Origin of the sequence: Tateyamaria sp., assembly GCF_039945315.1 — a bacterium.
Classification (GTDB): domain Bacteria; phylum Pseudomonadota; class Alphaproteobacteria; order Rhodobacterales; family Rhodobacteraceae; genus Tateyamaria.
On the sequence record NZ_JBDUXB010000031.1, the window covers coordinates 44,837 to 69,484 of the forward strand.

The following is a 24,648-nucleotide window of genomic DNA, read 5'->3' on the forward strand; positions in this document are numbered from 1 at the left end:
TTGTTTAAGCCCGTAGTTGAGTGTGAAAGACCAGACGTCGGGCTTCGCCCCGGTCTTGTTACCTTGCTTAGGCGTCGAGCGCCCGGCAATCGTTTGGCATCCAGCCGATGTCGATCTGTGCGCCCGGTTGCAGGCGGATCTGATCGGGTGCGTTGCGTGTTTTGATGACGAAATCATCGCTACCCGCAACACGCAGGCGCGTCCGGAAAATATCACCCATGTAGATGAATTCGAGCACCTCGGCTTTGAGCGTGTGCGCATCCGGATTCAGCCTTGTCTTGTCCATCTCGACCCGTTCAGGGCGGATGGACACGCGCGTGCGCTGGCCTTTTTCACTGACATTGATGGGTTTGGCATCAATCAGGCTGCCATCATCAAGGCGCACAACGCATGTTTCTCCCGCTATCTCGTCGATCACACCCATCAAGGTGTTATTCTCACCGATGAACTGCGCGACAAAACTGTTCTGCGGCTCTTCGTACAGCGTGTCAGGCGGCGCGAGCTGTTGGATTCGGCCGTCATCAAATACCGCAACTCGATCAGACATGGTCAGTGCTTCGGTCTGGTCATGCGTGACGTAAACTGTGGTGATCCCGAGATCATGAGCAAGGCGGGTGATTTCGAACTGCAAGGTCTCGCGCAGTTGTTTGTCAAGCGCGCCCAGAGGTTCGTCCATCAAAACCAGCTCAGGCTCAAACACGAGCGCACGCGCCAGCGCGATACGCTGCTGTTGACCGCCGGACAGTTGCGCTGGGCGACGCCCGGCAAAGTCCTGCATCTGCACCATACCCAGAGCACGCATCACTTTTTTCTCGCGCTCGTCCTTGCCGATCTTGCGCACTTCAAGCGGGAAGCTGAGGTTTTCGGCGACCGTCATATGTGGAAACAGAGCGTAGTTCTGAAACACCATGCCAATTCCGCGCTTGTGCGGAGGGATGTTGTTGATCGACACGCCGTCCAATCGAATATCGCCATGCGTTGCAGTTTCGAAACCGGCTAGCATCATCAGACAAGTCGTCTTGCCGGACCCCGAAGGACCAAGCATTGTCAGGAACTCGCCCTTGGGCATGGAAAGGTTCAGGTCTTTGACGACGAGGTTCTCGCCATCGTAACTCTTCTGCACGCGCTCGAATTCAACGAACGCCTGATCGGTTGCAGTATCGGCCAATAATTGGCTCCCCGTTATTGCCTTCGTGGTTACCCACTTGTTGCCACATGTAAATCCGGACAGGTCCCATCTTGCAACCAGCAAGCACCGAAAATGATCCAAGTCAGGTCATTCTGGTCGATTTCACTGCAAAAATTCGGATTTTTGGGCAAGTGTGCTGTCATCCAGAGCGAGAAAATGAATGGGAATCGGCAAAGCAGCAGTCGATTTGTCCGAATATTAGAAGTGTTTGTCGATGCTACGGGCAGCGATGACATGCGCTGATCTACGCCGTTTAACGCAGGTCAGTCGGCAGCTTTGAGCATGTCATGTTCTTTCAACTGTGCGTAACACTCGTCCAGTGCCTTCCGCGCGAGACGCCCCAGTTCGGAAATCTCTTCTGGGGTCATGACCAGAGGCGGCGACACGACCATGCGGTCATAGACATGTCGCATGATTAGATTGTTGGCAAAAGACCGTTCGCGGCACATGAATCCGGCGGTTCCGGCGTCCATCGCGAATTTGGCGCGGCTTTCCTTGTGCGGCGTTAGCGCAAGCGAGGCCATCATGCCGACAAGCGTCGTTTCCCCGACCAGTGGATGATCGGACAGGCCGTGCCACGTCTCGGCAAGCGCGGGGGCGGCCACATTTTTCACATGCCCCACGACATCTTCCTCTTCGAGGATGCGCAGGTTTTCCAACGCAACTGCACTTGCCACAGGGTGACCGGAATAAGTGTAGCCGTGATTGAACTCGTCCGATCCGATCACCTCTGCCACTTCGTCGCAAACGACTGATCCGCCTATGGGCTGGTAACCCGAGCTTAGGCCCTTTGCGATTGTCATGATATGGGGTTTGATTCCCAGCGTTTGGGTCCCAAACCAGTTCCCGGTGCGACCAAAGCCACAGATGACTTCATCGGCAATCAACAGAATCTCGTACTTGTCGCAGATGCGTTGGATTTCGGGCCAATAGGTGTCGGGCGGAACGATGACGCCGCCTGCCCCTTGGATTGGTTCCGCTATAAAGGCGGCGATGCGGTCTTCGCCGTGTGCAAGGATCGCCTCTTCCAGCTCTTGAGCCCGGGCCAGTCCAAAGGCGTCGCGGTCCATATCGCCGCCTTCGGCCCACCAGTTGGGTTGGTTGATGTGAAGAATGTCAGGGATCGGCAATCCGCCTTGCGCGTGCATCGGGGCCATCCCGCCCAGACTGCCCGAGCCCACAGATGAGCCGTGATAAGCGTTCTTGCGACTGATGATGATCGACTTGGTTGGTTTGCCTTTGAGCGCCCAGTAGTGGCGCACCATACGGATATTCGTATCGTTCGCCTCGGACCCCGACCCGGCAAAGAACACGTGGTTCAGATCGCCGGGGGCGAGTTCCGCGATCTTCTTGGCCAGCGCGATGGCGGGGACGTGCGTGGTTTTGAAGAACGTGTTGTAGTACGGCAGCTCGCGCATCTGACGGGCGGCGGCATCGGCCAGTTCGGTGCGCCCATAGCCGATATTTACACACCAAAGGCCGGCCATGCCGTCCAGAATTTTGTTGCCGTCGCTGTCGTGCAGGTACACGCCATCCGCTCGCGTGATCACCTTGGTTCCTGTTTCGGCCAATTCGGTGTTGGCGGTGAATGGGTGCATATGATGCGCGGCATCCAGCGCCTGAAGTTCGGCGGTGGGCAGGTGATTGGTGATGGCGGGCATGGAAACCTCTGGCTGAAAAGATGTGCAGACAATATGGGCATCACCCGCGCCGTCAATGCAGCATGTGCAATCGCGCTGGACGAGTCTGATAAAACTTGTTTTCATAACGACTGACCCGGCAAACGGGCGATTTACGGGAGTATACAATGAAGAATCTTATGCTGAGCACGACGGCAGTCGTCGCCCTTGCGGGTGCCGCGTTGGCCGATGAAGTACGTGTTTACAACTGGTCGGACTATATCGACGAAGACTTGCTGACAAAGTTCGAGGAAGAGACCGGGATCGACCTGATCTATGACGTGTTTGACAGCAATGAAGTGCTGGAAACCAAAATGCTGGCGGGGTCCTCGGGCTATGATGTGGTGGTGCCTTCGGGCACATTCCTTCAGCGTCAGATTAGCGCGGGTGCGTTTCAGAAACTGGACGCAAGCAAGCTGCCAAACGCTGAGAACCTGTGGGACGTCGTCGAGGCGCGTACGGCGCAATACGACCCCGACAACGCATATTCGATCAACTACATGTGGGGGACCACGGGCATCGGCGTAAATGTCGGCAAGGTGCAGGAAATTCTTGGTGAGGATGCGCCGATGGGTTCGCTTGAACTCGTCTTTAACCCGGAAAACATGGAAAAGCTGCAAGCTTGTGGTGTGCACTTCCTCGATGCGCCGACTGAGATGATCCCGGCTGCGCTAAAGTTCATCGGCGAAGATCCCGACAGCCATGATCCAGACGTCATCGCAAAAGCAGAACCAATCCTGCTGGGCGTACGTCCCTATGTGACCAAATTCCACAGCTCGGAATACATCAACGCACTGGCCAATGGTGATATCTGTGTGGCCTTTGGATGGTCTGGTGACATTCTGCAGGCACGTGACCGCGCCGCCGAGGCCGAAAATGGAGTGGAGATTGCCTATAATGCGCCAAGCGAGGGTGCACTGATGTGGTTTGACCAGATGGCCATCCCTGTTGACGCTCCGAACCCCGAAGCGGCGCACGTGTTCCTGAACTTTATCATGGACGCACAAAACATGGCGCAGGCATCGAACTACGTCTATTACGCCAACGGCAATGAGGCTTCCAAAGAGTTTTTGGTTGAGGATGTAATCGGCGATCCGGCGATCTACCCGGATGAAGCAACGCTTGAGAACCTCTATACGACAACCCCTTATCCCGCCAAGGTTCAGCGAACAGTCACCCGTATGTGGACCAAGGTAAAATCGGGCACCTAAAACCTGACTTAATGGGCGCGGGGTCTCCTCGCGCCCATCTCAATTTTTGATCGGACATTCCCTTGGCAGAGACTGTATTCGCCCCCTGGGACGACCCGGAACAGAAGCCTCTGATCCGCTTTCGCAATGTGACCAAACGGTTCGGCGATTTCACCGCCATTGATGATCTGACCCTCGATATTTTTGAGCAGGAGTTCTTTGCCCTGCTGGGCCCGTCGGGCTGCGGCAAAACGACGATGATGCGGATGCTCGCGGGCTTTGAAAATCCAACCAGCGGTGCCATCGAATTGGCAGGGCAGGACATCGCCGGGATCCCCCCCAACAAGCGGGCCGTGAACATGATGTTCCAGTCCTATGCGCTTTTTCCGCATCTTTCGATTTGGGACAACATTGCCTTTGGTTTGCGCCGCGAAAGCAGTGACAAAGCGGCGATCGCGAGCCGCGTCGAAGAGATGCTGAAGCTGACCCGGCTTGAGAAATTCGCACGCCGCAAGCCGCATCAGATTTCTGGTGGGCAGCGGCAACGCGTCGCCCTAGCCCGTTCGCTGGCCAAGGCGCCCAAACTGTTGCTGCTCGACGAACCTTTGGGTGCGCTGGACGCTAAACTGCGCGAGGCCACGCAGTTCGAGTTGATGGACATTCAGGAAAAGACCGGGACCACTTTTGTCATCGTCACCCATGATCAGGAAGAGGCGATGACTGTTGCCAGCCGCGTGGCCGTGATGGACGAAGGCCGTGTGATGCAGGTGGCTACACCCCAACGCATTTATGAGGCACCCAATTCGACCTACGTCGCAGACTTCATCGGGGATGTGACACTGATTGAAGGGACTGCGCGTGCACGGGCGCAAGCACCTGAGGTGCCAGATACTGAGGCCGTACAGTCAAGTGCTCCGCGCGGACCAAGCCCAAACGCTCTTGGAGTATGGCTTCACGACAAAGTGCTGGCACCGGTGATTGGCACGCGCACTGACATACAACGCCAACTGCCTCCGCCGGACAATAGCGACGCCACCCTTTCCGTTTTGTCCAAGGACATACCCGAAGGTGGAATCGATATTGTCTGGGTTGAAGGTCAGCCTCCATTAATTGCCTTAGACGCGGACGCCGGACTTGACGGCGCGCAAGTGACGCTCGCACTGCGTCCCGAAAAAGTGGGCATTTCCAAAACCCGGCCAGACGGGGCAGTGAATGCCCTGAAAGGGAAGGTGATCGACATTGCTTATCTTGGCAATCTGTCCACTTACCATGTGGAATTGGCAGGCGGGGTGATGATCAAGGCTCAAACTGCGAATACTCGGCGGGTGTCGCGGCGCGAGATTACCTGGGAAGACGAGGTCTGGGTCAGCTGGTCCGGCACGGCAGGCGTGGTGCTCAGCACGTGAGACGCAGGCTCCTCATAGCGGTGCCTTACGTTTGGCTTTTGGCGCTGTTTCTGATTCCTTTTGCTGTTGTCTTCAAGATTTCGCTGTCAGACATCGCGCTGGCCATTCCGCCCTACACGCCGACGGCGAAGGACGGCATCTGGAACATGCTGACGGGGCTCGATTTTGAGAACTTCGTGTTCCTGAGCGAAGATGACCTTTACTGGAAGGCGTATCTGAGCTCCCTGCAGATCGCGTTTATCTCAACGCTGCTTACGCTGTGCGTCGGATACCCGATGGCCTATGCCATGGCCCGCGCACCCGAGCAGTGGCGTCCGACGCTGTTGATGTTGGTGATCTTGCCGTTTTGGACGTCGTTTCTGATCCGCGTATATGCGTGGGTGGGTATTCTGTCTGGTGAGGGATTTCTGAACCAGTTCCTGCTTTGGATCGGCGTGATTTCAACGCCTCTGACGATCCTGAACACGAATACGGCCGTCTATATCGGGATCGTTTACACCTATCTGCCGTTTATGATCCTGCCGATCTATTCGGCGCTCGATAGATTGGACGGGTCGCTGATCGAGGCGGCCGAAGATCTTGGGTGCTCACGAATCAAGGCGTTCTGGCTGGTCACGGTGCCGCTCTCAAAGAACGGCATTATCGCGGGGTGTTTTCTTGTCTTTATCCCGGCGCTGGGCGAATTCGTGATCCCATCTCTGCTGGGTGGGTCCGGAACGCTGATGATTGGGAAGGTTCTGTTTGAAGAGTTCTTCTCTAACCGCGATTGGCCGGTGGCATCGGCAGTGGCCGTGATTCTGCTTCTCATCCTGATCGTTCCAATCGTGCTGTTCCAGCGCAACGAACAGCGGCAGGCGGAGGCTGAGAAATAATGCGGCTTAGCCCTTTCAATGTCGTTTCCCTGACCCTTGGGTTCGTGTTCCTGTACCTCCCGATGCTGATCCTCGTGATCTACAGTTTCAATGCGTCCAAACTGGTGACAGTCTGGGCCGGGTTCTCAACGAAATGGTATGGCGAGTTGTTGTCCAATGACGCCTTTCTTGATGCGGCCTGGGTGACGCTGCAGGTGGCCGTTCTCTCATCAACGCTCGCTACCGTTCTGGGCGCGATGGCGGCCTATGTTCTGGTGCGGGGCGGGCGGTTTTTTGGACGGACGCTGTTTTCAGGGATGATCTATGCGCCGCTTGTCATGCCCGAAGTCATCACCGGTCTGTCGCTTTTGTTGCTGTTCATTGGCATCGGAATGGATCGTGGCGTGCTGACCATCGTTCTCGCGCACACCACGTTTTCGATGTGTTTTGTGTCTGTTGTCGTATCTTCGAGACTGATGACGTTCGATCAGTCACTGGAAGAGGCTGCCCTTGATCTTGGGGCATCGGCGTTTGAGGCATTCCGGTTGGTCACCTTGCCGATTATCGCGCCTGCGGTGATCTCGGGTTGGCTGCTGGCCTTCACCCTCAGTTTGGATGATCTGGTCATTGCATCTTTCACCTCTGGGCCCTCCGCCACCACATTGCCGATGAAGATCTGGTCGTCTGTGCGCCTTGGGGTCAGTCCGGAGATTAACGCGCTCAGCACGATCCTGATCGGGTTGGTGACCGTGGGCGTCATTGCCGCCTCTATCGCCAGCAAACAATCGGCGCTTCGGGCAAAGCGTGACGAACAGGCTGCAGCGCGCGCGCAATGAAGCGTATCTTTTCCCAATTCGCTTACAGTGATGACCCACGTCAGGGCTGCTGGTGGGATACAACTGTCGAGATTGGACAAAACCCCCGTCTTCAGGGTGACGTCACCTGTGATGTGGTGATCGTCGGGGCGGGATTTACGGGTCTTTCTGCAGCTTATCACCTTGCGCGGTCCGGTGCTTCCGTCGTGGTGCTAGAGGCAAATGCGGTTGGTTGGGGCGCTTCGGGGCGCAATGGCGGATTTTGCTGTCTGGGCGGCGGAAAGGCATCTGATGCGACGCTGGACAAGAGGGTCGGGCGTCCAGGTCGTCTGGAATGGAGGCTTGCCGAGAAAGCAGCCGTGGAGCTTGTTGACCAACTGATCACAGAATTGAACCTTGATGTTGATCGGCATTCGACCGGCGAAACCTGTCTGGCACACCGTCCAAAGGATGCACGTGGTTTTGAGCGCGCCGCCGTGACGGTAGAAGAGAACTATGGCGTTTCGCCGGAGATTCTGACCGACGCTCAATTGGGCGCCGTAGGAATGGCAGGGCCGTTTCATGGCGCGATGACGGTGCCGATTGGCTTTGCGCTTAACCCACGCAAATTTGTAGCCGGGCTTTATGCTGCTGCGACCGATCTTGGGGTGCAGTTTTTTGATCAGAGCGCCGTGACGAACATCAACGAAGCGGGTGTTTCAACCGCCGCTGGGCGCGTCTTTTCGGATCGCGTTGTCGTCGCCACAAACGGATATTCCAGTGAGGATACTCCGTATTGGATGGCAGGGCGATACATGCCGACGCAATCCACGGTGATCGTCACGCGACCGCTGACGCCAGATGAACTGTCTGCTCAAGGATGGACAAGCACCCAAATGGCCTATGACAGCCGGCATTTGCTGCACTACTTTCGGCTAATGCCTGACAATCGTTTCCTGTTCGGGATGCGCGGTGGGATCTTTTCGTCCAAGACGGCCGAGGGGCGTGCACAGGCTCGCGTGATCCAGGATTTTCGCAAAATGTTTCCAGCCTGGGCGAGCGTTGAAATTTCGCACGCTTGGTCTGGCATGGTCTGTATTGCCCGTGATTTAGTCCCGTTTGCCGGTGCGGTGCCGGGTGCATCTAATGTGCTGGCGGGTTTTGCCTACCATGGAAACGGTGTTGCGATGGGGACATTTACTGGGAAAACCCTCGCCCAACTCGCCCTCGATCAAATCCCAGACCTTTATCCGGCCGTAATGAGCAAGCCTGCACAAAAGTTCCCGTTTGGGTCTTTGCGGCGCTCTATCATGCCGCCGCTTTACGCGGCCTATCATTTGGACGACATCTTTTAGGCAAGCGAAACAATGTGATTGTTGGCTTCGATCAAGGGCGCAACATCATTGGTGGACAAGGCCAGAACCATAGCCCCTTGAAAAGCTCCGATTACTACGTTTGGCGTCAGGGTCGTGTCGGATTGGGCGAGAGAGGCACGGACCCAATCCTGTAGCTGCACATAGTAGGCCCGAACTTCCTTTGATGTTTCGTCTGGCAGGTGGTTCACCACTGACCCGAGGACGGCACAAAGGCATGTGGATGTATCCTGTTTGTATGCCTCAATGTACCCATCTGCAAGACGCCGCATGCGGTCAGAAGACGTTTCAGATGGGTCACTTGCTGATCCAAGTGCCTCGATAAAGCGGTTTGCATACCGGCGTGTCACTTCTGCGCCCAGATGTGCCTTGGTCGGAAAATGGTAATGGACTGATGCGCTTTTGACGCCAATGGCATCGGCGATGTCGCGGAAGCTGACGCCGTCAAAACCGTTCTTTCTAATTTCGCGCTCAGCAAAATCGAGTATCTGCTCGTTTCGGTCCTTCGGCACGTCCTATCTCCTTGCGCTATCAACCAGCTGAAAATGGTCAGAGTTCAGAGTGGATGCCGCGGCCTCAGCGGCTTCCAAAGCGCCCTCCAGATATCCGCCAAATTGGCATGCGACTTCGGTACCTGCAAAAACGATCTGCCTTTCCCACAGATTTTGGAGTGAAGATGGAAGCCCGTAAGCTGGGTGGCTGAACAAAGGTTGGCGGTCTTGTTGGGTGGCCGTATGCGGGTCGAATGCCCAGTCTTTGACCAGGAGTTCGATAGGCTCAGCGGCGGCTGGACCAAACAACCGTACAAGTTGCGCCAGAATATGTGCGCGTAAGGCTTCTTTGTTCTGCCGTTGATCGGGCGGCACACCGATGAACCCGAAAAGAGCGCCGCCCGGGCTGGACGCAGGTGACGCATCATGGATTTCGACCATAGGCCCATGACGGCTCATCGCATCTCCGGAAAGACCCTCTGCGCGCCAAAAAGGTTTTTCATAAACGGCAAGTGCCTTGGCCTGGCCAGCCATCCAGGTTGGAGTGGCGGACATTGCCTGCATCGCCTCTGTCTTTAGCGCAGGTGCAAATTCAATGGACTGTGCGGCCAAGCGTGGCGGGATCGCGAGCGCTATGCGGTGCGCATAGACTTCCGTTCCATCGTTCAGCATTGCGGTGACGCCGTTGGCAGAGTGTTCAAGCCGCATCACCTTTGTGTTCAACCGTTTGCGGTGTTCGGGCAGCATTGCCGCCAAGCCTGTGATCAACTGTTGCAGGCCGCCATCCAGCCGCCATGACCCCTGCATTGATGCGTATCCCCGGCCACGTTCAACGCGACCTGACTCGTCCTCAAAACTCAGGATGCCTTCATAGTGCTGGTCAAACCGGCGTAGGCCGAGGCGGGTGATCAAATGTGCGATGCGGGGTTGGCCGGGCCAGAACCATGCGGGACCCATGTCGTAGTGCCCCTCATCGACCACCTCGGTCTTGATCCGACCCCCAAAACGATCGCGTGCTTCCAGCAACAGGAAATCTGTTCCTGCCCGTTGAAGCGCGTCGGCGAGGGCCAGTCCGGCCAGCCCGCCACCTATGATCAGCACGTCTGTTTCCACCTCAGAACCCTTCTGTCGCTGGTCGCAGGTCCAGTTCATGCGTCCATGTGGACTTTGCTTGGTGCGCAAGGGTCCAATAGGCCTCGGCGATATCGAGCGGTTGCATCATTTTCGTGGGATCCAGACTGTGCAGATCGCGCGAGCGGGGCGTGTCGATGATCCCATCGAGGATGGCATGGGCGACGTGGACGCCTTGTGGCTGGAATTCACGTGCCAGCGATTGCGTCAGACCCCGCAAGGCAAATTTGGCGCTTGCGAATGCCGAAAACCGGGCACCGCCGCGCAAAGACGCGGTTGCGCCTGAAACTATGAAGGTGCCTCCTCCGTTTTGCACCATCGGGTGCAGTGTGGATTGAGCCAATAACACCGCACTTTGAACCATGGAGGCCCACGTGCGTTGGTAGTCTGTGAGGGACGTGTCGGAAAAGGAAGAGATCACAAGTTCAGCGACATTGTGGACCACAACTTGGGGCGGCCCTGCGTCACGCAAAATATTGGTGAGACAATCTGGCACCTGATCCGGATCGGACAGATCGAGAGTGTGAAAGTCACCAACCGTTTTCTCTGGTCGGGTTCGGCCAAGACCCACAGCCCGGTAGCCACCTTCTGCAAAGCGGGAAAGCAGGGACTGACCAAGGCCTGCCCCAGCACCGGCTACAATAACAAGCGGTCTTTCAGCAGCCATTGTTCATACCACCGGTGGCTGTGCGAAGGGCAGGTGCCCCGTTTTCATCCACACCTTCGTACCATCTTCGCCTGCAATTGCGGTCAAGCTCTGGCCTTCTGGTATGCGCAACCATGATCCTTTTCGTAGCGTATCGGTTTTGTTGGACATGCTGCCCGCAATCATCAGCACTTCAATCCCGCCCGCGGTCGTCACATCCAAAGAGGCACCCGCATCTAGGTGATGAAACGAGACTGTTTCACGTTCATCTTTGTGCAAGATCGCGCTGGAAACTCCATCGACTTTTGCGCCCAATTCGTCCGCCATGTTCTTGCGGAACTGGTTGCGGTCATCCATGTCGAACTGCCACAATTTGACGAAGATTGTGCAGCCCGGTTTAGAGCCGGGCGTGTGTTTCGTAGTGGGCGGGTTGCGCACGTAGGTGCCTGCGGGATAGTCGCCATGTTCATCCTGAAACACTCCGTCCAGCACGATAAACTCTTCGCCACCAGAATGAGTATGCGCGGAAAAATGACTGTCCGGTGCATAGCGGACAATAGTAGTGGCGCGGGCCACCTCGCCTCCAATCCGGTCAAGCATCCGCCGGTCAACGCCTTTCATGGGTGAGGCTTGCCACTCGAGCGCATCCGAATGGACAACAACGCGTTCAGAAAAGTCAGCATTCAGTTCCATATCAAAAGGTCCTTTTTCTCAAGTGTGACAGATCGTACTGGCGTGATTGATCTACAATGATCATAGCGATATTCATCAAGCTAGGAATCTATCTATCATTAGGTAGGCAAATTGTCAAGATTCTGTGCAGCCCCACTTATGGTCATAAGCGTCTGCGCTTCCGGTAATTCTCAGTGCTTCGCGTTTCAGCCTACTGTTACACGACAACCTCTTGAGCCGGCGGATAGTTTCTTCACGCAGGAGTGTTTGCGAAAATTTGTTTTGGAGAGTTCGAGTGGCGCAACTAATGGGAGCACCAGTACTCAAGTTCGTATTGCTCAAAAGCAAAAGCTTGCTTTGATCTCAGCCTGAATCGCTTCAGACCGGCTCGCGCAGACCGAGTACGTTAGTCGCAGCAATCAAGTAACCGCTGTCGAGAGCCAAAAGGGTTTCCCCACTGTCAACACGCGCTTCGGTCACTCGGGAATAGACCATGGCCGGATCAACAACAAAAATCTCGCCGTTTGATTTGCTTTCAATCTCAAAGCTGTACTTCCCAGGGTCCAACATCAATCCATCGACGGTGCGTCCGTTCCACTCAAAAGGTGCCGCCCCAAGTGGCATCGCCTGTCGTTGCACTTCTGTTCCTTGAGCGTTCGTCACGATCAGAGTGACTTCATCGGCGGTGATTGGTGGATTGGGTGCAATGGTGACTGGGGATCCGTCAAACTGAGCGGGACCCTGTACCAAAGCTTCCATTCCGATCCAATTGGCGGCACTTACCATATCATTTGCACCAAGAGCGGACAGCATCTGCTGTATGAGGTCATTCGTGGTGACCTGCTGTTCAACCATCGAAAACTGGGCAAGTTGCGCGGCGTATTCGGAGTTATCAATCGGCTCCAGCGGATCCTGATATTCAGCCTGTGCAGTCAACATCTGCAGGAAGACTTCGAAATCAGAACTCAGCACGGCACTGTTTGTGCTGCTGGCTGGTGCGGCAGAAGCCGCAGTCGTTGCTGCGGGGAGAATATCCATGTTTGTCAAAGCCTCATGTCTACCCCGTCCGGCGCAATCGCCAGTTGGGATCTTGGAATTACTGGAATTGTTGGTGCACTCGGCACATCTGGGTCGTCTGATGCACTGTTATGTGCATCGCCCGACTGCTCGAGAGCATCATCAGCCATCTGGTCATTATGCTCAAACGAAAAGGAGATATCTTCGTACCCAAGATCAGAAAAAGACTTGGCCAGTTCACCGATATTCCTGCAACGAATTTTGCACCCGTTTCCGACACTTCCAGCGCAATCGACTCCGATCCGGTAGACCGACTGCGCGCGATGATTGGCGAGCGTCAGGACGAAACCGTAGAGATTTTGAGAACCTGGCTTGAAGACAGCGAAGAGAGAGCATGATGTCGACGAGCAATCTCTTTCAGGATTTCGGAACTCTCAAACCAGCAAACGCAGGCAATAAGTCCATGTCTGCAGAGGAGATCGAAGACCTGAAACTGCATTCATTTGAAAGTGGTTTTCAAGCGGGCTGGGAAGAAGCGCTCAAAGCACAAGCCGAAACATCTTCGCACGTCTCTGAGGGTTTGGCAGCGAGCCTCAAGTCAGCGTCTTTCGAATATCAGGAATTGCGCGACTCGCTGCAAACTGCCGTGCAGGCAATTATGAGCGAAGTTGTTGATACTGTTTTGCCTTTGACAGCACGGGCCAGTTTGGGTGCTCACATATGCGACCAGATCAAGGCCACTACTCAGGATGCATTGGACCGGTCGATTGAAATCGTTGTTTCGTCGGGACGCGAGGCAACGGTGCATGACGTCCTGAATAGCGAGTTGTCAGAGTCCTTCAGGGTTATCGTCGATCCAATGCTGTCTCCTAATCAGGCTTGCCTGCGTCTGGGGTCAAAAGAGATTGACATGGATCTCGATAAGACCGTTGCGGAGATTGCATCCGCCGTTGGCAGCTTTTTCGAAACACAACAAACAGAGGTGAACGATGGCTGACTTGCCCGACACACAAACTTTAGCGTCTGACACGCACAATCCGTTTACTGCCGTCCCCATCGAAATCACGGTGTCGGTTGGGCGGGCGCGACCCTTTGTGCGCGATCTGGTCATGTTGGGATCCAACGCAGTTTTGACCTTGGACAAACGGATTGTTGATCCTGTGGACCTTTTTGTCGGAGACAAACTCATTGCCCGAGGGCCTCTCGAAGAGGCGGAAGACGGCGACGAGGGCCAATTGGTTGTCCGGTTGACGGAGATTATCGATCTGGGTCCGGGTATCTGACGCCGTGCGAGCCAGACTTTGCCTTGTTCTGCTAATGTGGTGCGTGCCCAATGCGGCATTCGCGCAGGACATAGCTATATCTTTTGGTGATGAGGGATCGATAAGCGCGAGAACGCTGCAGTTGATCGCACTTGTTACTGTTCTCAGCCTCGCGCCAGGGCTCGCTATTATGGTGACCTGTTTTCCGTTTCTGGTTACGGTCCTTTCAATTCTGAGGCAGGCGATCGGATTGCAGCAGTCTCCTCCGAACATGTTGATCGTCAGCCTGGCATTGTTTTTAACATATTTCGTCATGGAGCCGGTGTTTACCGAAGCGTGGACCCAAGGTCTGCAACCTCTGACAAATGATGAGATAGATCCCGAAGCGGCGTTCGTGCGCACTTTGGAACCTTTTCGCGCGTTTATGACGGCCCGCTTGGACCCGGTCACGTTTGGCGCGATGGCTGACTTACGACCCGATACTCAAGGTATTGATCTGGACGCAGACGCTCCTCTTTCTGTTCTCATTCCAAGTTTTTTACTGTCCGAGATTTCGCGGGCCTTTCAGATCGGTTTTTTGATCTTTCTACCTTTCTTGATCATTGATCTGGTGGCAGCGGCTGTTTTGATGAGTATGGGGATGATGATGGTTCCACCGGCCATTGTTTCACTCCCGTTCAAGCTGGCATTTTTCGTCGTTGCAGACGGTTGGAGCCTGATTGCTGGAAGCCTTGTCAGAAGTTATTTTTAGCGGGTTGAGTGCCTGAGATAACAGAATCGAGGTCGCCGAGGACTTTGGCGATTAGCTGTTCGTCTGCCACTGGGTTTTTTAGGTTACTTGAGTTTTCGTACGACCCGTTGCCGACGAGAAACGCTGCCCGCGTTTCTGCCAAGGCAGCATTCGTGCAACCGAATAGAAAAACAACGACGTCTAAAATTTGATAGTTCAATCGCATCATGATGAAATCCTAAAACAATGCAGTAAAATGGTAGGCACTTAGCAGGTGTCGCTGCAACAAAATGCTGGAGCGCTGGTAGGCAACAAATTGAAACTGTCTTCTTGCCGTCAGCTACGCAGAACAGCCAACCTTTGCTGGACGAAATGAAACGGGAACCGAGCGTTTCAACAAGCTTGGTTCGGGTCACGGCCAAGCATCGGCTATTCACCGCCTACTGTGATGAGTTTGTCGCGGGTGGAGATCAAAGAAATGGCCAAGACCCTAAGCACTGTGTCTTTGCAATGCGGGTTCGCACAGTTTGGTTTCTACTGTGCGACATTTAATGTGAAATTCGGCGAGTGATTATTATAAAGCGCTGTTATGTTTTCACAAAATGTCTGGATTTAGGTGCAGTTTACTTTGCCGGGCGGTGCAAGTTCTGCCTCCAAGGCCTGACTTTTGACACTTCTGCGGGGCAAGTCAAACTTGCTCTGCAGGCAACCAGAGAAAATTTTCTGGCCAAAGATTTCACTGTAAAGAATTTGGCATCGCTGATGCAGTACTGTAAGGTTTCGGAAGGTTGCTCATACGATTTTATGAAGGAATTACCATAATGAAAGGTCTCAATACAGCGCTGGTCACAGCTGCGGTCGTGATGATCAGTTTCGGTGCCCCGGTGATGTCACAAGACACTTCGACGCCGTCTGTCGAAGAAATGACAGAGAACTTTAAAAAACAGAAAACCCGCGGCTTGGTGATCGCAGCTCCTCAAACGGATGAAACACCCGCCGCTACACCGACCGCGGAAACAGAGAATATCACTACAATCATCCCAAAGGATGAACAGGTGAACATCAACGTGTCCTTTGACTTTGACTCCGCCGCTTTGCGCGAAGATGAAAAGCCAAAGTTGACCATGCTGTGCGATGCTTTGAAAGCTGCTGACGTTCAGAAAATCCGTATATTGGGTCATACTGATGCGTCCGGATCTGCCGAGTACAATGAGCGCCTGTCTAAGCTACGCGCGGAAGAAGTAAAAAGGTTCCTGACCTCTGATTGTGGCTATCCGGCTGATCGGATGGAGGCACTGGGTGTCGGTGAAAGCTCCTTGTTTGACCCGAATGATCCGTTGAGTGACGTCAACCGGCGGGTTGAATTTCAGGCGCTCGGCTAGGGGTTCAAAGGACTCGGCCTTATGAATTCTGCGAACTGGGGCGAGGGCCAAATGTGAGTTCTAAAGACAACCTCGGCATCTTCCAAATCGGGGATGTGCTGAACAACACTTATCGGATCGACAAAGTGCTGGGCGTGGGCGGCACATCCGAGGTGTTTCGCGCCGTAAGCGAGATTTCAGGTCGGATCGTAGCAGTCAAAGCGTTGCGCGCCGAGTTCTCGCGTAACGAAGACTTCCTCAACCTGATGACGCGCGAAGAGGCGATGCGCGAAATCCGTCACGATGCGATTGTGCGTTACTATGACAACCAGCGCACCGACGACGGGCATGTGTATCTGGTGATGGATTACGTTGATGGCCCCGGTCTGGATCGCAAGGTCAAGGATGGGGGCATGTCTGCTGAAGACGTGCTAACCGTTTGTCGCCGGGTTACCGAAGGGTTGGTCGCCGCACACGCGAAAAATATTGTCCATCGTGACCTGTCGCCTGACAACATCATCTTGCGCGACGGCAAGCCTGAAGAGGCGGTCATTATCGACTTCGGGATTGCAAAGGACACCAATCCCGGTGCAGAAACGATTGTAGGAAATGAGTTTGCAGGCAAGTTTGCCTACGCTGCACCTGAACAGCTGCACGGGCAAACCGATGCCCGCGCGGATATCTATGCTTTGGGCGCGCTGTTGTTGGCCACGTTCCGTGGTGTCAAGCCAAATATCGGCAACAATCTGATGGACGTCGTCAACATCAAGGCGAAGCCACTGGACACCCAAGGTGTACCGGATCCGCTCAAGACGCTGATTGATCGTATGACCAGCCCGGATCGGGATCATCGTCTTGCAACAGCTCAAGCTGTTCTTGACCAGCTTGACGCGCTGCAAAATGGATATGCAACGGGAGAGGATTTTGACGACGACGATCGCACAGTAGTGGTGCCTCGTGCGGCAGACGAACCGGCCATGTCAGAAGCGGCGACACTTGTTGAGGCGTCCCCTGTTGTCAGCGAAACCATTGCGCCAGCTGTGTCTCCTAAACCCGAAAAAAAGCGGGGACCACTGGTGCCGATCCTTGCGGTTCTTGCCGTCGGTGCCATCGGTGCAGGTGCATTTCTGTCTGGTGCTCTAGACGCTGTAATGGGACCCCGTTATCCGATCGCGGATCCCTACAGTTTGGAAGTCTCGCGCTCGGAAAACAACAATCCCAAAGCGACTGGGAACATGCCGTCAGAAGCAGCGCGCGATGCGTTGACCGCATTGATCGCCGGACAACAGGGAACCACGGAACTTACCCTTGCAAGTGGTGAAATCCCCGAAACGTGGAGCGCCGATATCCTGCGCCTCATTGACGCTGTGGACCACCTTCCCGAGTTTCGCATACGTGCGGATGCAAACCGCGTTCAGATTACCGGTCTCACGTATGATTCGGCCGAACGACAGGCACTGAGGACGGCTCTGACCCGGAACGAAATGAAGGGTGCATTTGAACTGAGCGCCAGCATTGACCTGGGCCCGCGGATTCTGAGTGCCCAAGCCCTGTTTCCAATTCTCGCCACCTATCAGAACTGTGGTGATCTGAACGTGGTGAGTGCCCCACCAGCAGGGTATCCAAATGGCAGCCAAGTGATGGTGGTCGGGCGCGTGGACAGTCGTAACACCCTCGAGGTGTTGTCAGACAGGTTGGTGCGGGCGATTGGTGATCGCAGCCTGATGCTTGATGTCGAAGTTCTGAACCCGACGCTTTGCCTGATCGACAGCGTACTGCCAAACGTTTCAGGTGGGGGCGTTCGCATCGATTTCAGAGATGGCAGCGACAATACCATCAACAGCACTGGTGACTTCTTTGTGGGGCAAAACCCGGTTATCGAAATCGTCATCCCTTCACAGATGTCAGATGGGTATTTGTTTGTCTCTGCCTTGGACGTTTCAGGAAATGTTTACCATCTCTTGCCCAACCTTTTCGCCGCGGACAACAGCGTCAAAACACTGCGCGCTGGGCGCGAAGGCGAGATCCGCGTGCGGGTGGCGCACAGTGCTGCAGACAGTCAGGATGGCAGCAAACTGGCCTTCGTCGTGGATGATACGTCATTGGGAAAGACCAAGGTTCTTGTAATCCACTCGGGTCAACAAATCTTCGATGGCCTGCGTCCGACAACTGAATCTGCTGGCGGCTACGCCAATGCGTTGGCGCAGAGACTTGGGTCGATCAATTCATTGGACAGCCGCATTTTGACTACTGCTAGAGAGTGAACAACCGCTCCGGCGCGCCGATCTGTGCGGCCATCTCATCCAATGCGGGCCGAGCGCATGGTAGTTGGGCCGCCGATATCCGCAAATCCGGCAGCACATGGATACGTCCCTAGCGCATTCAGGCTGCGCGCGAGGGCATCCGATCGGCAGGTGATCAGCGCAAAACTGCCAAGCGACGCCGAAAATACCGCGCGCAGACGAGCACGTGCGCGCGAGTGGCTCGCATTCAGTAGCGCCACCGGGGTACGTTGGACCCGCAAAGCGGCCTTTCGCCGGGGGGCCAAAATCGCCCTCGACATAGATCGCCACCGACAGGCCCCGCGCGGACGAAAACCGCCGAACCGACTTTGCGATAACAAGCTGTGCAAATTGGTGCAGGGCGCCCGGTAACTCGCACGCGACCCAATCCGCGCCCGCTTGGTTGGTGGTCACCAGCACGGTCCGGCCGGCCCGGATGTAGTCGCGCCAATGGGCCGATCTTGGTCACCTCACCAAGGCTCGCGACATGAATCCAGATGACAGCGTCAGTGTTGGCTTGCGACGCTAGGCCCAATCGCTCTGAAAACCGCTCGGGCACACAGCCCATGCGCCCTTGCTGATTTTCAAATCCACCGGATGAGATAGGCCACGCAAACGTCGCCAGACACCAAACGCGGATCTGCTCGGGCAGGGGGCCCGGTCGGTTTCGGCCCGGTCTGTCAGTTGAGCGCTCTTTCGCGGTTGCATGCCTCGGTATGCCACCCTGGCGCGCAAGACAAAAGCGTGTCCGTGAAGCCTTGTCCCTTACGGCCCGCTCGCATAGTTTCAACATGTTTGAAGAAGGGCTACAGCACTCAGCATGGCAAACTATGAGGACCCACGGTGTGCAGGCTCGTTGATCCGGTGCGATCCTGAGCCTCTGACGCCGGTTGATCCGCGTGTGTCTGATCACTGTGGTTGGCACAGCAAGGCCATAAATGGGCAGCGCAGCGGGGTGCGGGGAGGCGCATTTCGTGTGCCTAGACAGCTGAGAGGTGGTGCTGTGGCCCCATCTGCGCCGCGGGTTGATGCGGCATGTCATCCGCGGCCTGTTTGCCGGGTGGCGGTTTGAGGCGGCGCGTTTGATGCGAGAATTTGAGCTGACATCTTGGATGCGCACGCACGGGCCGCTCGTGGCAAAGGTCGTCGCTGCCCGGACCGTGCCCAAAATGCACCACACCGGTATATGTCATTCAGACCTGAACCGCCGGAGCATCCCGCTGGAAGGCGTTGGCGCAGTATGGCTGAAAGATTTCGACAAGTGCGCCCGCCGGCCGTTGGGCGCCTGGATGCAACGGAACTTGGAACGCCTGCACCGATCGCTTTGCGAAGATGACGGGCAAGGCGCTTTGCACTGGAGCCCGGCAGATCGGACAGCATTTTCTGACGGGTACCAAAAAGGCGCGCGGAAATGAACGCGGCGATGTTCTATGCCCGTGGGTTGGCCCGGCAGCTTGTTCCGTTTCGCCTTGCCAATTGGCAGCGGGTGCGAATTTTGCGACGCGCGGACGTCCACCCGGACTGCGATGAAATTGCGTGGCGTGTCGCTTATTACAACAAACTGACGGACTCGTTTGACGCCAGCGGCGCAACTCGCATCGGGGATGTTTCGCGGGATCGCAGCCGCTATTATCTGGATCTGGAGGAGACTAGCCGCGGCTTTGGCCCGGACAGGCGTCTCAACTATCTGTTCGGCGATATCAGAGAAGTGCCCCAGACCCCGTCCGTGGTCAAATCCCGGCCCATCGGCGCGCAAAACGCCCATTCGGTTCTGCTTAAGCTGGACAAGCTGCGTCATTTTAAATGGTCGGATGATCCGGTTCCATTTCGCGACAAAAAAGCATCGGCAGTTTGGCGCGGCACGCCGCTGAATGCACAGCGCCGGGCGCTAGTCCGCGCCTATTATCACCACCCGGTTTTCGATATTGGACATTCAAGCCAGGAGGTGGATGGGTTGCTGCCCAAAGCGCCGCTGAGCCATGCCGAGCAGATGCTATTCAAGTTCTTTGTCTCGCTCGAAGGTCATGATGTGGCGACCAACCTCAAATGGGGTATGGCGTCGAATATGTTGGTGATGTCCCCGCGCCCACGCTTTGAGACATGGTTCATGGAGGGGCGGCTTGAGCCGGGCAAACACTTTGTGCAACTCTTGGACGATCTTAGCGATCTGGAGGACAAAGTCGCGCATTACAGCGCGCACCCAGATGAGGCCGAAGAAATCATTTCCAATGCGCACAAATGGATCGCGCTTTTCTCGAACCCCGAAAAAGAACGCATTATCGCCGCCAAAGTGCTGGCCAAATATTTTGCGCTGTCCGGCCAGCTTGAGGATCAAATCCAGTAGAGGTTGATTTAAGGCCGGATCAGCTGCTCGGCCCGGGCCTGCAGCATATCGAAGATCGGCACGTATTTGGCCGGGTTGGCCCGCTCGTGCGTTTCGACAAAGATGCAGTCTATGCGATCCAAGACTGGATGGTCGATCAGGCGGGTCAGGATATCCCATTCTGCGCCCTCGGTACCCATCTTGATCACGCGGATATCCCTTTCCAGGGCTTCGATGAAAGCAACGATATCCACAACGTCCACGCGCACCTATTGGCTGGCTTCCTTGGTCGGGATCAGCGAAGACGATTCAGTGTGTGCGCCCGGATCAGCCGCGGACCATTTGTCGGACCGGTAGAGCGTTAGTGCGCCGGCTTCATGTCCGGCCTTCTTGTGGATCAGCTCAACATTATCCAGACCGACCGCCGCCTTTTGCAAGACCGACCAAGCACCGGGATCGGGCTCAAAGCTGATTACATCCGCACCCGTCTCAGCTATACGGCTATCTTGGCCTTTTTCCGCACCAATCACCTGACGCGGGAGGCCGCGCAAACAGCCGTTACCGCTGGTCATGCCCCTTGCGCTGCCAAATCCAAATGCGCTAACCAAGAGCCAGACGATGCTGCTGGCGGATTTTGAAATGGGTGCAGTGAACAAAGGCCAGGCAATGCACGACCTGGCAACGACGCTTTGGCCCTATAACCGCTCGATCACAGGCCCTGGCCTGCGCCAAACCTTGGACATTTTGTCAAAGCGACACGATGGGTTCCGCACGCACCATTTCAAAACCGGAACGCATGTCTTCGATTGGGAAATCCCACGCGAATGGACCATATGGGACGCCTATATCGAACACGAAAGCGGTCAGCGGTTCGCAGAGTTCGCCAAAAACAACCTTTCTGTTTTGGGCTATGCAGCGCCGCTTGATATCGTCTTGGACCACGCGGATCTGGACCCGTATCTCTATACCCAGCCTGACCAACCAGATCGCATTCCATATGTGACCTCATACTACAAGGAACGGTCCGGTTTTTGCATGCGTGAGAACGAGAAAGCCGCACTTCCGACGGGCAAATTCAGGCTCTTCATCGACAGCGAATTTAGCGATGGCGAGGTCGTGATTGGGGAATGCGTCATTCCCGGCGAAAGCGACAGGGAGATTTTGTTCTCGACCTATATTTGCCACCCCTCGATGGCAAATAACGAATTATCGGGCCCGGTCCTGGCAGATCAGATCCTACAAGATCTGGCAGAGCGTAAGGCAAGCACAGGTTTGCGCTACACCTACCGTGTCTTGTTCCTGGTCGAAACAATTGGTAGTATCGCGTACCTGTCGCGCTTTGCCGGTCACCTCAAAGCTCAGGTTGACGCGGGGTTTGTGCTCAGCTGCGTGGGTGACGAACGCGCCTACAGCCATGTCGAATCGCGCTTTGGAACATCACTCGCCGATCGAGCATTGAATGCCGCGTTGAAGGGGCTGCCAAACACTAAAAGATATTCGTTCCTACAGCGCGGGTCGGATGAACGGCAGTTCTGCGCGCCAGGTATCGACTTGCCCGTGTGCGGGTTCTGCAAAAGCAAGTATGGGGAATACCAAGAATACCATACCGATGCCGATGATTTGACGCTTGTAACCCCAAAAGGTCTGTCAGACGCCCATCGCGTGATCAGCGACGTGATAGGCGCGCTTGAGCATGGCCTTTATCCCAAAACAAACGTGCTGTGCGAGCCGCAGATGGGCAAGCGCGGGCTGTACCCGACAATCAGCCAAAAGGGCTCGTATGACGCTGTGCGTCTACGGATGGACACACTGGCATATGCGGACGGTCAAATCGATGTGTTCGACATGTGCGAACGGATTGGCGTGAACCTGGGTACATTGAACGATGAGTTGGAAATTCTTACGGTGAACGGACTTATTTCCACCGAAAATGCGAAACACGAACTGGAGACCGGGAATGTCGGATAGCAGTCAGGACTTTGATCCAATCTGGGAAGAGATTTATGCAGATGGACGGCATCTCAACAAATACCCTTTCAACAACGTGCCGAGCTACTTCTTTCGGTACCGCCCAAGGAACACGACGCCACGTGTGCTTGAGGTGGGGTTCGGCGCTGGCAACAACCTTTGGATGTGCGCGTGCGAAGGGGCGGAGGTCGCAGGCGTTGATGCGGCCCCAAGCGGCGTGAAATTTGCCAATGAGCGCTTTGCCGCTGAAGGCCTGTCCGGCGATCTACGGGTTGGGGATTTTTGCGATCTTCCCTTTGAAGACGAGAGCTTTGATATGGTTATGAACCGTCAAGCTTTGACGCAGGTCTCGCATAGCCGCTCAAAGGTCGCGGTGACGGAAATCCTGCGGTGCCTCAAGCCCGGCGGGACCTTTTGGAGCAATATGTTTTCCGATCGGACTCATTTCAAAGGGCGAAGCCTTGGAGACGGGCTTTGGACCGATATCACAGAGGGCAAACTTCAACAGGTTGGGCAAACGTCGTTTCACTCTGAAGAGGACCTGCGAGCTATGTATTCATACGCTTGGGACATTCTTGAGGTGAACCATGTGACCACCGACGATGTCCAGGCGGACGGACATGTCATTCCCTATTGTGAATGGATGTGCACAGCGCGCAAGAAAGCCTGACCCATGCGGACCGCTCTTGTCATTGGTGCCGGTTTCGAGGGGATGGCCACCGCGTTTTACCTCAGAGACAGCTATGGGCTGGACGTCACACTTGTGGATGCTGCGCCCAAACTGGGCGGGGTCATGCGCGGGTTTGCCAACGCGGGGTTTCACCTCGATGCAGGCTGTCAGGTGTTCGACAATTTCGACCGCCGTGTCAGCCAGGTCATTGACCGGCTGTCCCTTGGGCAATGCGAATTAGACACGATTTCCTATGCCGCGCGGTTTCTAGGCAAGCTGAATTCCGAGGTGTCCGTTCCGGACCTAACAGCGCTGCCAAGCGAAATATTGGCGACAATTCAGGCGGATACGCTGGCGTCAGAGGATGATGGTCTGTCGACGGTACAGCTTAGCGAATATTATCAGGCAAGATGGGGCGCGACCGCTGCAGATTACCTGAACCGCGTGAACCTCAAGGCGCTGGATGAAGACGCGAGCAAGCTGGACCAATCAAACCGCATTTACGCAGGCCTGAGCCGTCTTCGGCTTTTCGAGGACGATCAATATGCGCTCCAGCTGAAATCGAACAGCCCTGCTATTGACGCCAAAGTTGCCGTGCCGCGTCACGGCGCGCATTTCTACAGCGCAGCCCAGGACGACCCGGGACGGCAGCAGAATATTGTGCCGCTACCCCACAGCATGGGCAGTTTTTGCACGTCCGCCGAGCAAGTGTTGCACGAGGCCGGGATCAACCTGCGACTGGGGTTCAAGATCGCTCGGCTGGGCATTGACCCTGACACCGGCGCCGTCGATGCAGAGTTTGCCAATGATGCGGGAACAGACCGAATCATAGTAGACCTTCTGGTTTGGTGCACAAGCTTCGAGCAGCTGTGCAAGACGCTGGATGCGCCGCAGAATACGGCCGCACTTTTGGATCCGATTGGTACAACAATCACCTACTATGTCGCGGCAAATGATCAGTTTTGCGAGCACGGCTACGTGCAAAACTACGACCCGGATATGCGGTTTTTCCGCTGGAGCAACATGGGCAGTTATTCCCGCCAAATCGCAAAAGACGGCACCACGTTCTGCTGTCTTGAAACGCCGTCAAAACATAGCCGCGACGGGAATGACGTACAAGCAGAAGCACAGCGCGATTGGGACGATCTGGTCACATTGGGCCTTGTAGAAGGCACTTTTGTCAAACCACCGCTGCGACGATTTATGCCCAATTGCATCAAAAGACGAAGGCCTGGCTACATGACCGAGGCGCACGCCGCCCAAGACTGGATCGCGCTTCAATTTGGAACATCTTTCCTGTATCAGGATCCTGATTCATTCGGCCGCACGCCGACTGCACGACAGCTCTTTGACCAGATTGATTGCCTACTCACATGACCGAAATAGAACAGAAAATCTCGCAGTTCATGCAAGATACCTTTGGCGTTGCCGTGGTTACCGCCAATACGTCTTTGGTCTCTGAGGGGTATATAGACTCAATGCAAGTTCTTGAGGTGGCGATGTTTTTGGAAACCGAGTTCGGGCTTGCCTTGGACGAGGCGGACCTCATCGTCGAGAATTTCGACACGCTGAGTGCCATGTCTTCTTTGGTATCCGCGCGGGGCTGATGGCCC

28 protein-coding genes are annotated in these 24,648 nt (G+C 55.4%); 17 read left to right on the forward strand and 11 right to left on the reverse strand.

Annotated elements, in window-relative coordinates:
• Positions 1-67: 67 nt before the first annotated feature.
• Both ABJD00_RS09205 and ABJD00_RS09210 read right to left on the reverse strand, forming a co-directional pair.
• Positions 68-1,168: an ABC transporter ATP-binding protein gene (locus ABJD00_RS09205; RefSeq protein WP_413834229.1), complete on the reverse strand. Its 1,101-nt coding sequence runs from the start codon at positions 1,166-1,168 to the stop codon at positions 68-70.
• Positions 1,169-1,452: 284 nt separating this feature from the next.
• A complete protein-coding gene (locus tag ABJD00_RS09210) occupies positions 1,453-2,850 on the reverse strand; it encodes an aspartate aminotransferase family protein (protein WP_413834232.1) in 1,398 nt (465 codons plus the stop codon).
• 146 nt (positions 2,851-2,996) lie between these two features.
• Between ABJD00_RS09210 and ABJD00_RS09215 the strand changes: the two genes are divergently transcribed.
• The 5 genes from ABJD00_RS09215 to ABJD00_RS09235 all read left to right on the forward strand — a co-directional run bounded on the left by ABJD00_RS09215 (position 2,997) and on the right by ABJD00_RS09235 (position 8,464).
• Entirely contained in the window at positions 2,997-4,079 is a 1,083-nt protein-coding gene (locus ABJD00_RS09215) for a polyamine ABC transporter substrate-binding protein (RefSeq protein ID WP_413834235.1), read from the forward strand.
• Positions 4,080-4,141: 62 nt separating this feature from the next.
• The gene (locus ABJD00_RS09220; RefSeq protein WP_413834238.1) at positions 4,142-5,464 is read left to right on the forward strand and encodes an ABC transporter ATP-binding protein; all 1,323 of its coding nucleotides are present in this window, start codon (positions 4,142-4,144) and stop codon (positions 5,462-5,464) included.
• Complete coding sequence (locus ABJD00_RS09225; RefSeq protein WP_413834241.1) at positions 5,461-6,336, forward strand: ABC transporter permease subunit; 876 nt, start codon at positions 5,461-5,463, stop codon at positions 6,334-6,336. Before ABJD00_RS09220 ends, ABJD00_RS09225 begins: the two co-directional genes overlap by 4 nt.
• Positions 6,333-7,151 carry an ABC transporter permease subunit gene (locus ABJD00_RS09230; RefSeq protein ID WP_413834373.1) on the forward strand — a complete coding sequence of 273 codons (819 nt, stop codon included), beginning with the start codon at positions 6,333-6,335 and terminating at the stop codon, positions 7,149-7,151. Before ABJD00_RS09225 ends, ABJD00_RS09230 begins: the two co-directional genes overlap by 4 nt.
• Positions 7,148-8,464: an NAD(P)/FAD-dependent oxidoreductase gene (locus ABJD00_RS09235; protein WP_413834244.1), complete on the forward strand. Its 1,317-nt coding sequence runs from the start codon at positions 7,148-7,150 to the stop codon at positions 8,462-8,464. Before ABJD00_RS09230 ends, ABJD00_RS09235 begins: the two co-directional genes overlap by 4 nt.
• Here the strand turns inward: ABJD00_RS09235 and ABJD00_RS09240 are convergent.
• The 5 genes from ABJD00_RS09240 to ABJD00_RS09260 all read right to left on the reverse strand — a co-directional run bounded on the left by ABJD00_RS09240 (position 8,461) and on the right by ABJD00_RS09260 (position 12,460).
• Positions 8,461-8,994 carry a TetR/AcrR family transcriptional regulator gene (locus ABJD00_RS09240; protein ID WP_413834247.1) on the reverse strand — a complete coding sequence of 178 codons (534 nt, stop codon included), beginning with the start codon at positions 8,992-8,994 and terminating at the stop codon, positions 8,461-8,463. The genes ABJD00_RS09235 and ABJD00_RS09240 overlap by 4 nt on opposite strands.
• A 3-nt stretch (positions 8,995-8,997) precedes the next feature.
• Positions 8,998-10,086 (reverse strand): flavin monoamine oxidase family protein, encoded by a 1,089-nt coding sequence (locus ABJD00_RS09245; RefSeq protein WP_413834250.1) that lies wholly within the window; start codon positions 10,084-10,086, stop codon positions 8,998-9,000.
• Position 10,087: 1 nt separating this feature from the next.
• Positions 10,088-10,771: an SDR family NAD(P)-dependent oxidoreductase gene (locus ABJD00_RS09250; RefSeq protein WP_413834253.1), complete on the reverse strand. Its 684-nt coding sequence runs from the start codon at positions 10,769-10,771 to the stop codon at positions 10,088-10,090.
• 3 nt (positions 10,772-10,774) lie between these two features.
• Entirely contained in the window at positions 10,775-11,443 is a 669-nt protein-coding gene (locus ABJD00_RS09255; RefSeq protein WP_413834256.1) for a cupin domain-containing protein, read from the reverse strand.
• A 357-nt stretch (positions 11,444-11,800) separates the two neighbouring features.
• On the reverse strand, positions 11,801-12,460 hold the full coding sequence (locus ABJD00_RS09260) for a flagellar hook capping FlgD N-terminal domain-containing protein (protein ID WP_413834259.1): 660 nt from the start codon (positions 12,458-12,460) through the stop codon (positions 11,801-11,803).
• Between the two features lie 110 nt (positions 12,461-12,570).
• Between ABJD00_RS09260 and ABJD00_RS09265 the strand changes: the two genes are divergently transcribed.
• Genes ABJD00_RS09265 through fliP form a run of 4 tightly spaced genes read left to right on the forward strand, consistent with a single transcriptional unit; the run spans position 12,571 to position 14,452 of the window.
• Positions 12,571-12,837, forward strand: coding sequence for a hypothetical protein (locus ABJD00_RS09265; RefSeq protein ID WP_413849793.1), 267 nt, complete (start codon positions 12,571-12,573; stop codon positions 12,835-12,837).
• A complete protein-coding gene (locus tag ABJD00_RS09270; RefSeq protein ID WP_413849795.1) occupies positions 12,837-13,436 on the forward strand; it encodes a hypothetical protein in 600 nt (199 codons plus the stop codon). Before ABJD00_RS09265 ends, ABJD00_RS09270 begins: the two co-directional genes overlap by 1 nt.
• The gene (locus ABJD00_RS09275; protein WP_413834265.1) at positions 13,429-13,722 is read left to right on the forward strand and encodes a FliM/FliN family flagellar motor switch protein; all 294 of its coding nucleotides are present in this window, start codon (positions 13,429-13,431) and stop codon (positions 13,720-13,722) included. The genes ABJD00_RS09270 and ABJD00_RS09275 overlap by 8 nt, the downstream gene beginning before the upstream one ends.
• A 34-nt stretch (positions 13,723-13,756) precedes the next feature.
• Entirely contained in the window at positions 13,757-14,452 is a 696-nt protein-coding gene (fliP, locus tag ABJD00_RS09280) for a flagellar type III secretion system pore protein FliP (protein WP_413834268.1), read from the forward strand.
• Here fliP and ABJD00_RS09285 read toward each other — a convergent pair.
• Positions 14,436-14,660, reverse strand: coding sequence for a hypothetical protein (locus ABJD00_RS09285; protein WP_413834270.1), 225 nt, complete (start codon positions 14,658-14,660; stop codon positions 14,436-14,438). The two genes, fliP and ABJD00_RS09285, sit on opposite strands and share 17 nt — an antisense overlap.
• Before the next feature lie 592 nt (positions 14,661-15,252).
• Between ABJD00_RS09285 and ABJD00_RS09290 the strand changes: the two genes are divergently transcribed.
• Both ABJD00_RS09290 and ABJD00_RS09295 read left to right on the forward strand, forming a co-directional pair.
• The gene (locus tag ABJD00_RS09290) at positions 15,253-15,813 is read left to right on the forward strand and encodes an OmpA family protein (RefSeq protein ID WP_413834273.1); all 561 of its coding nucleotides are present in this window, start codon (positions 15,253-15,255) and stop codon (positions 15,811-15,813) included.
• A 53-nt stretch (positions 15,814-15,866) separates the two neighbouring features.
• Complete coding sequence (locus ABJD00_RS09295; protein ID WP_413834275.1) at positions 15,867-18,056, forward strand: protein kinase domain-containing protein; 2,190 nt, start codon at positions 15,867-15,869, stop codon at positions 18,054-18,056.
• A gap of 226 nt (positions 18,057-18,282) precedes the next feature.
• Here the strand turns inward: ABJD00_RS09295 and ABJD00_RS09300 are convergent, their stop codons facing one another.
• On the reverse strand, positions 18,283-19,116 hold the full coding sequence (locus ABJD00_RS09300; protein ID WP_413834278.1) for a glycosyltransferase N-terminal domain-containing protein: 834 nt from the start codon (positions 19,114-19,116) through the stop codon (positions 18,283-18,285).
• Here ABJD00_RS09300 and ABJD00_RS09305 point away from each other — a divergent pair.
• Both ABJD00_RS09305 and ABJD00_RS09310 read left to right on the forward strand, forming a co-directional pair.
• Complete coding sequence (locus ABJD00_RS09305) at positions 19,073-19,489, forward strand: lipopolysaccharide kinase InaA family protein (RefSeq protein ID WP_413854474.1); 417 nt, start codon at positions 19,073-19,075, stop codon at positions 19,487-19,489. The two genes, ABJD00_RS09300 and ABJD00_RS09305, sit on opposite strands and share 44 nt — an antisense overlap.
• The gene (locus ABJD00_RS09310; RefSeq protein WP_413834281.1) at positions 19,486-20,418 is read left to right on the forward strand and encodes a glycosyl transferase family 90; all 933 of its coding nucleotides are present in this window, start codon (positions 19,486-19,488) and stop codon (positions 20,416-20,418) included. Before ABJD00_RS09305 ends, ABJD00_RS09310 begins: the two co-directional genes overlap by 4 nt.
• 8 nt (positions 20,419-20,426) lie before the next feature.
• On the opposite strand, the gene ABJD00_RS09315 is transcribed toward ABJD00_RS09310, so the two are convergent.
• Both ABJD00_RS09315 and ABJD00_RS09320 read right to left on the reverse strand, forming a co-directional pair.
• Positions 20,427-20,666, reverse strand: a complete 240-nt coding sequence (locus ABJD00_RS09315; RefSeq protein ID WP_413834284.1) for a hypothetical protein — start codon at positions 20,664-20,666, stop codon at positions 20,427-20,429.
• Complete coding sequence (locus tag ABJD00_RS09320; protein ID WP_413834287.1) at positions 20,667-20,969, reverse strand: hypothetical protein; 303 nt, start codon at positions 20,967-20,969, stop codon at positions 20,667-20,669. It lies immediately after the preceding gene.
• Between the two features lie 46 nt (positions 20,970-21,015).
• On the opposite strand from ABJD00_RS09320, the gene ABJD00_RS09325 reads away from it, so the two are divergent.
• From ABJD00_RS09325 to ABJD00_RS09340, 4 genes are read left to right on the forward strand one after another with little or no spacing between them, the layout of a single operon-like run.
• Positions 21,016-22,365, forward strand: a complete 1,350-nt coding sequence (locus ABJD00_RS09325) for a DUF4910 domain-containing protein (protein WP_413834290.1) — start codon at positions 21,016-21,018, stop codon at positions 22,363-22,365.
• Complete coding sequence (locus ABJD00_RS09330; RefSeq protein WP_413834293.1) at positions 22,355-23,035, forward strand: class I SAM-dependent methyltransferase; 681 nt, start codon at positions 22,355-22,357, stop codon at positions 23,033-23,035. Before ABJD00_RS09325 ends, ABJD00_RS09330 begins: the two co-directional genes overlap by 11 nt.
• A gap of 3 nt (positions 23,036-23,038) precedes the next feature.
• Positions 23,039-24,412 (forward strand): NAD(P)-binding protein, encoded by a 1,374-nt coding sequence (locus tag ABJD00_RS09335; protein WP_413834296.1) that lies wholly within the window; start codon positions 23,039-23,041, stop codon positions 24,410-24,412.
• Positions 24,409-24,642: an acyl carrier protein gene (locus tag ABJD00_RS09340; protein WP_413834298.1), complete on the forward strand. Its 234-nt coding sequence runs from the start codon at positions 24,409-24,411 to the stop codon at positions 24,640-24,642. The genes ABJD00_RS09335 and ABJD00_RS09340 overlap by 4 nt, the downstream gene beginning before the upstream one ends.
• The last annotated feature ends 6 nt before the right edge of the window (positions 24,643-24,648 follow it).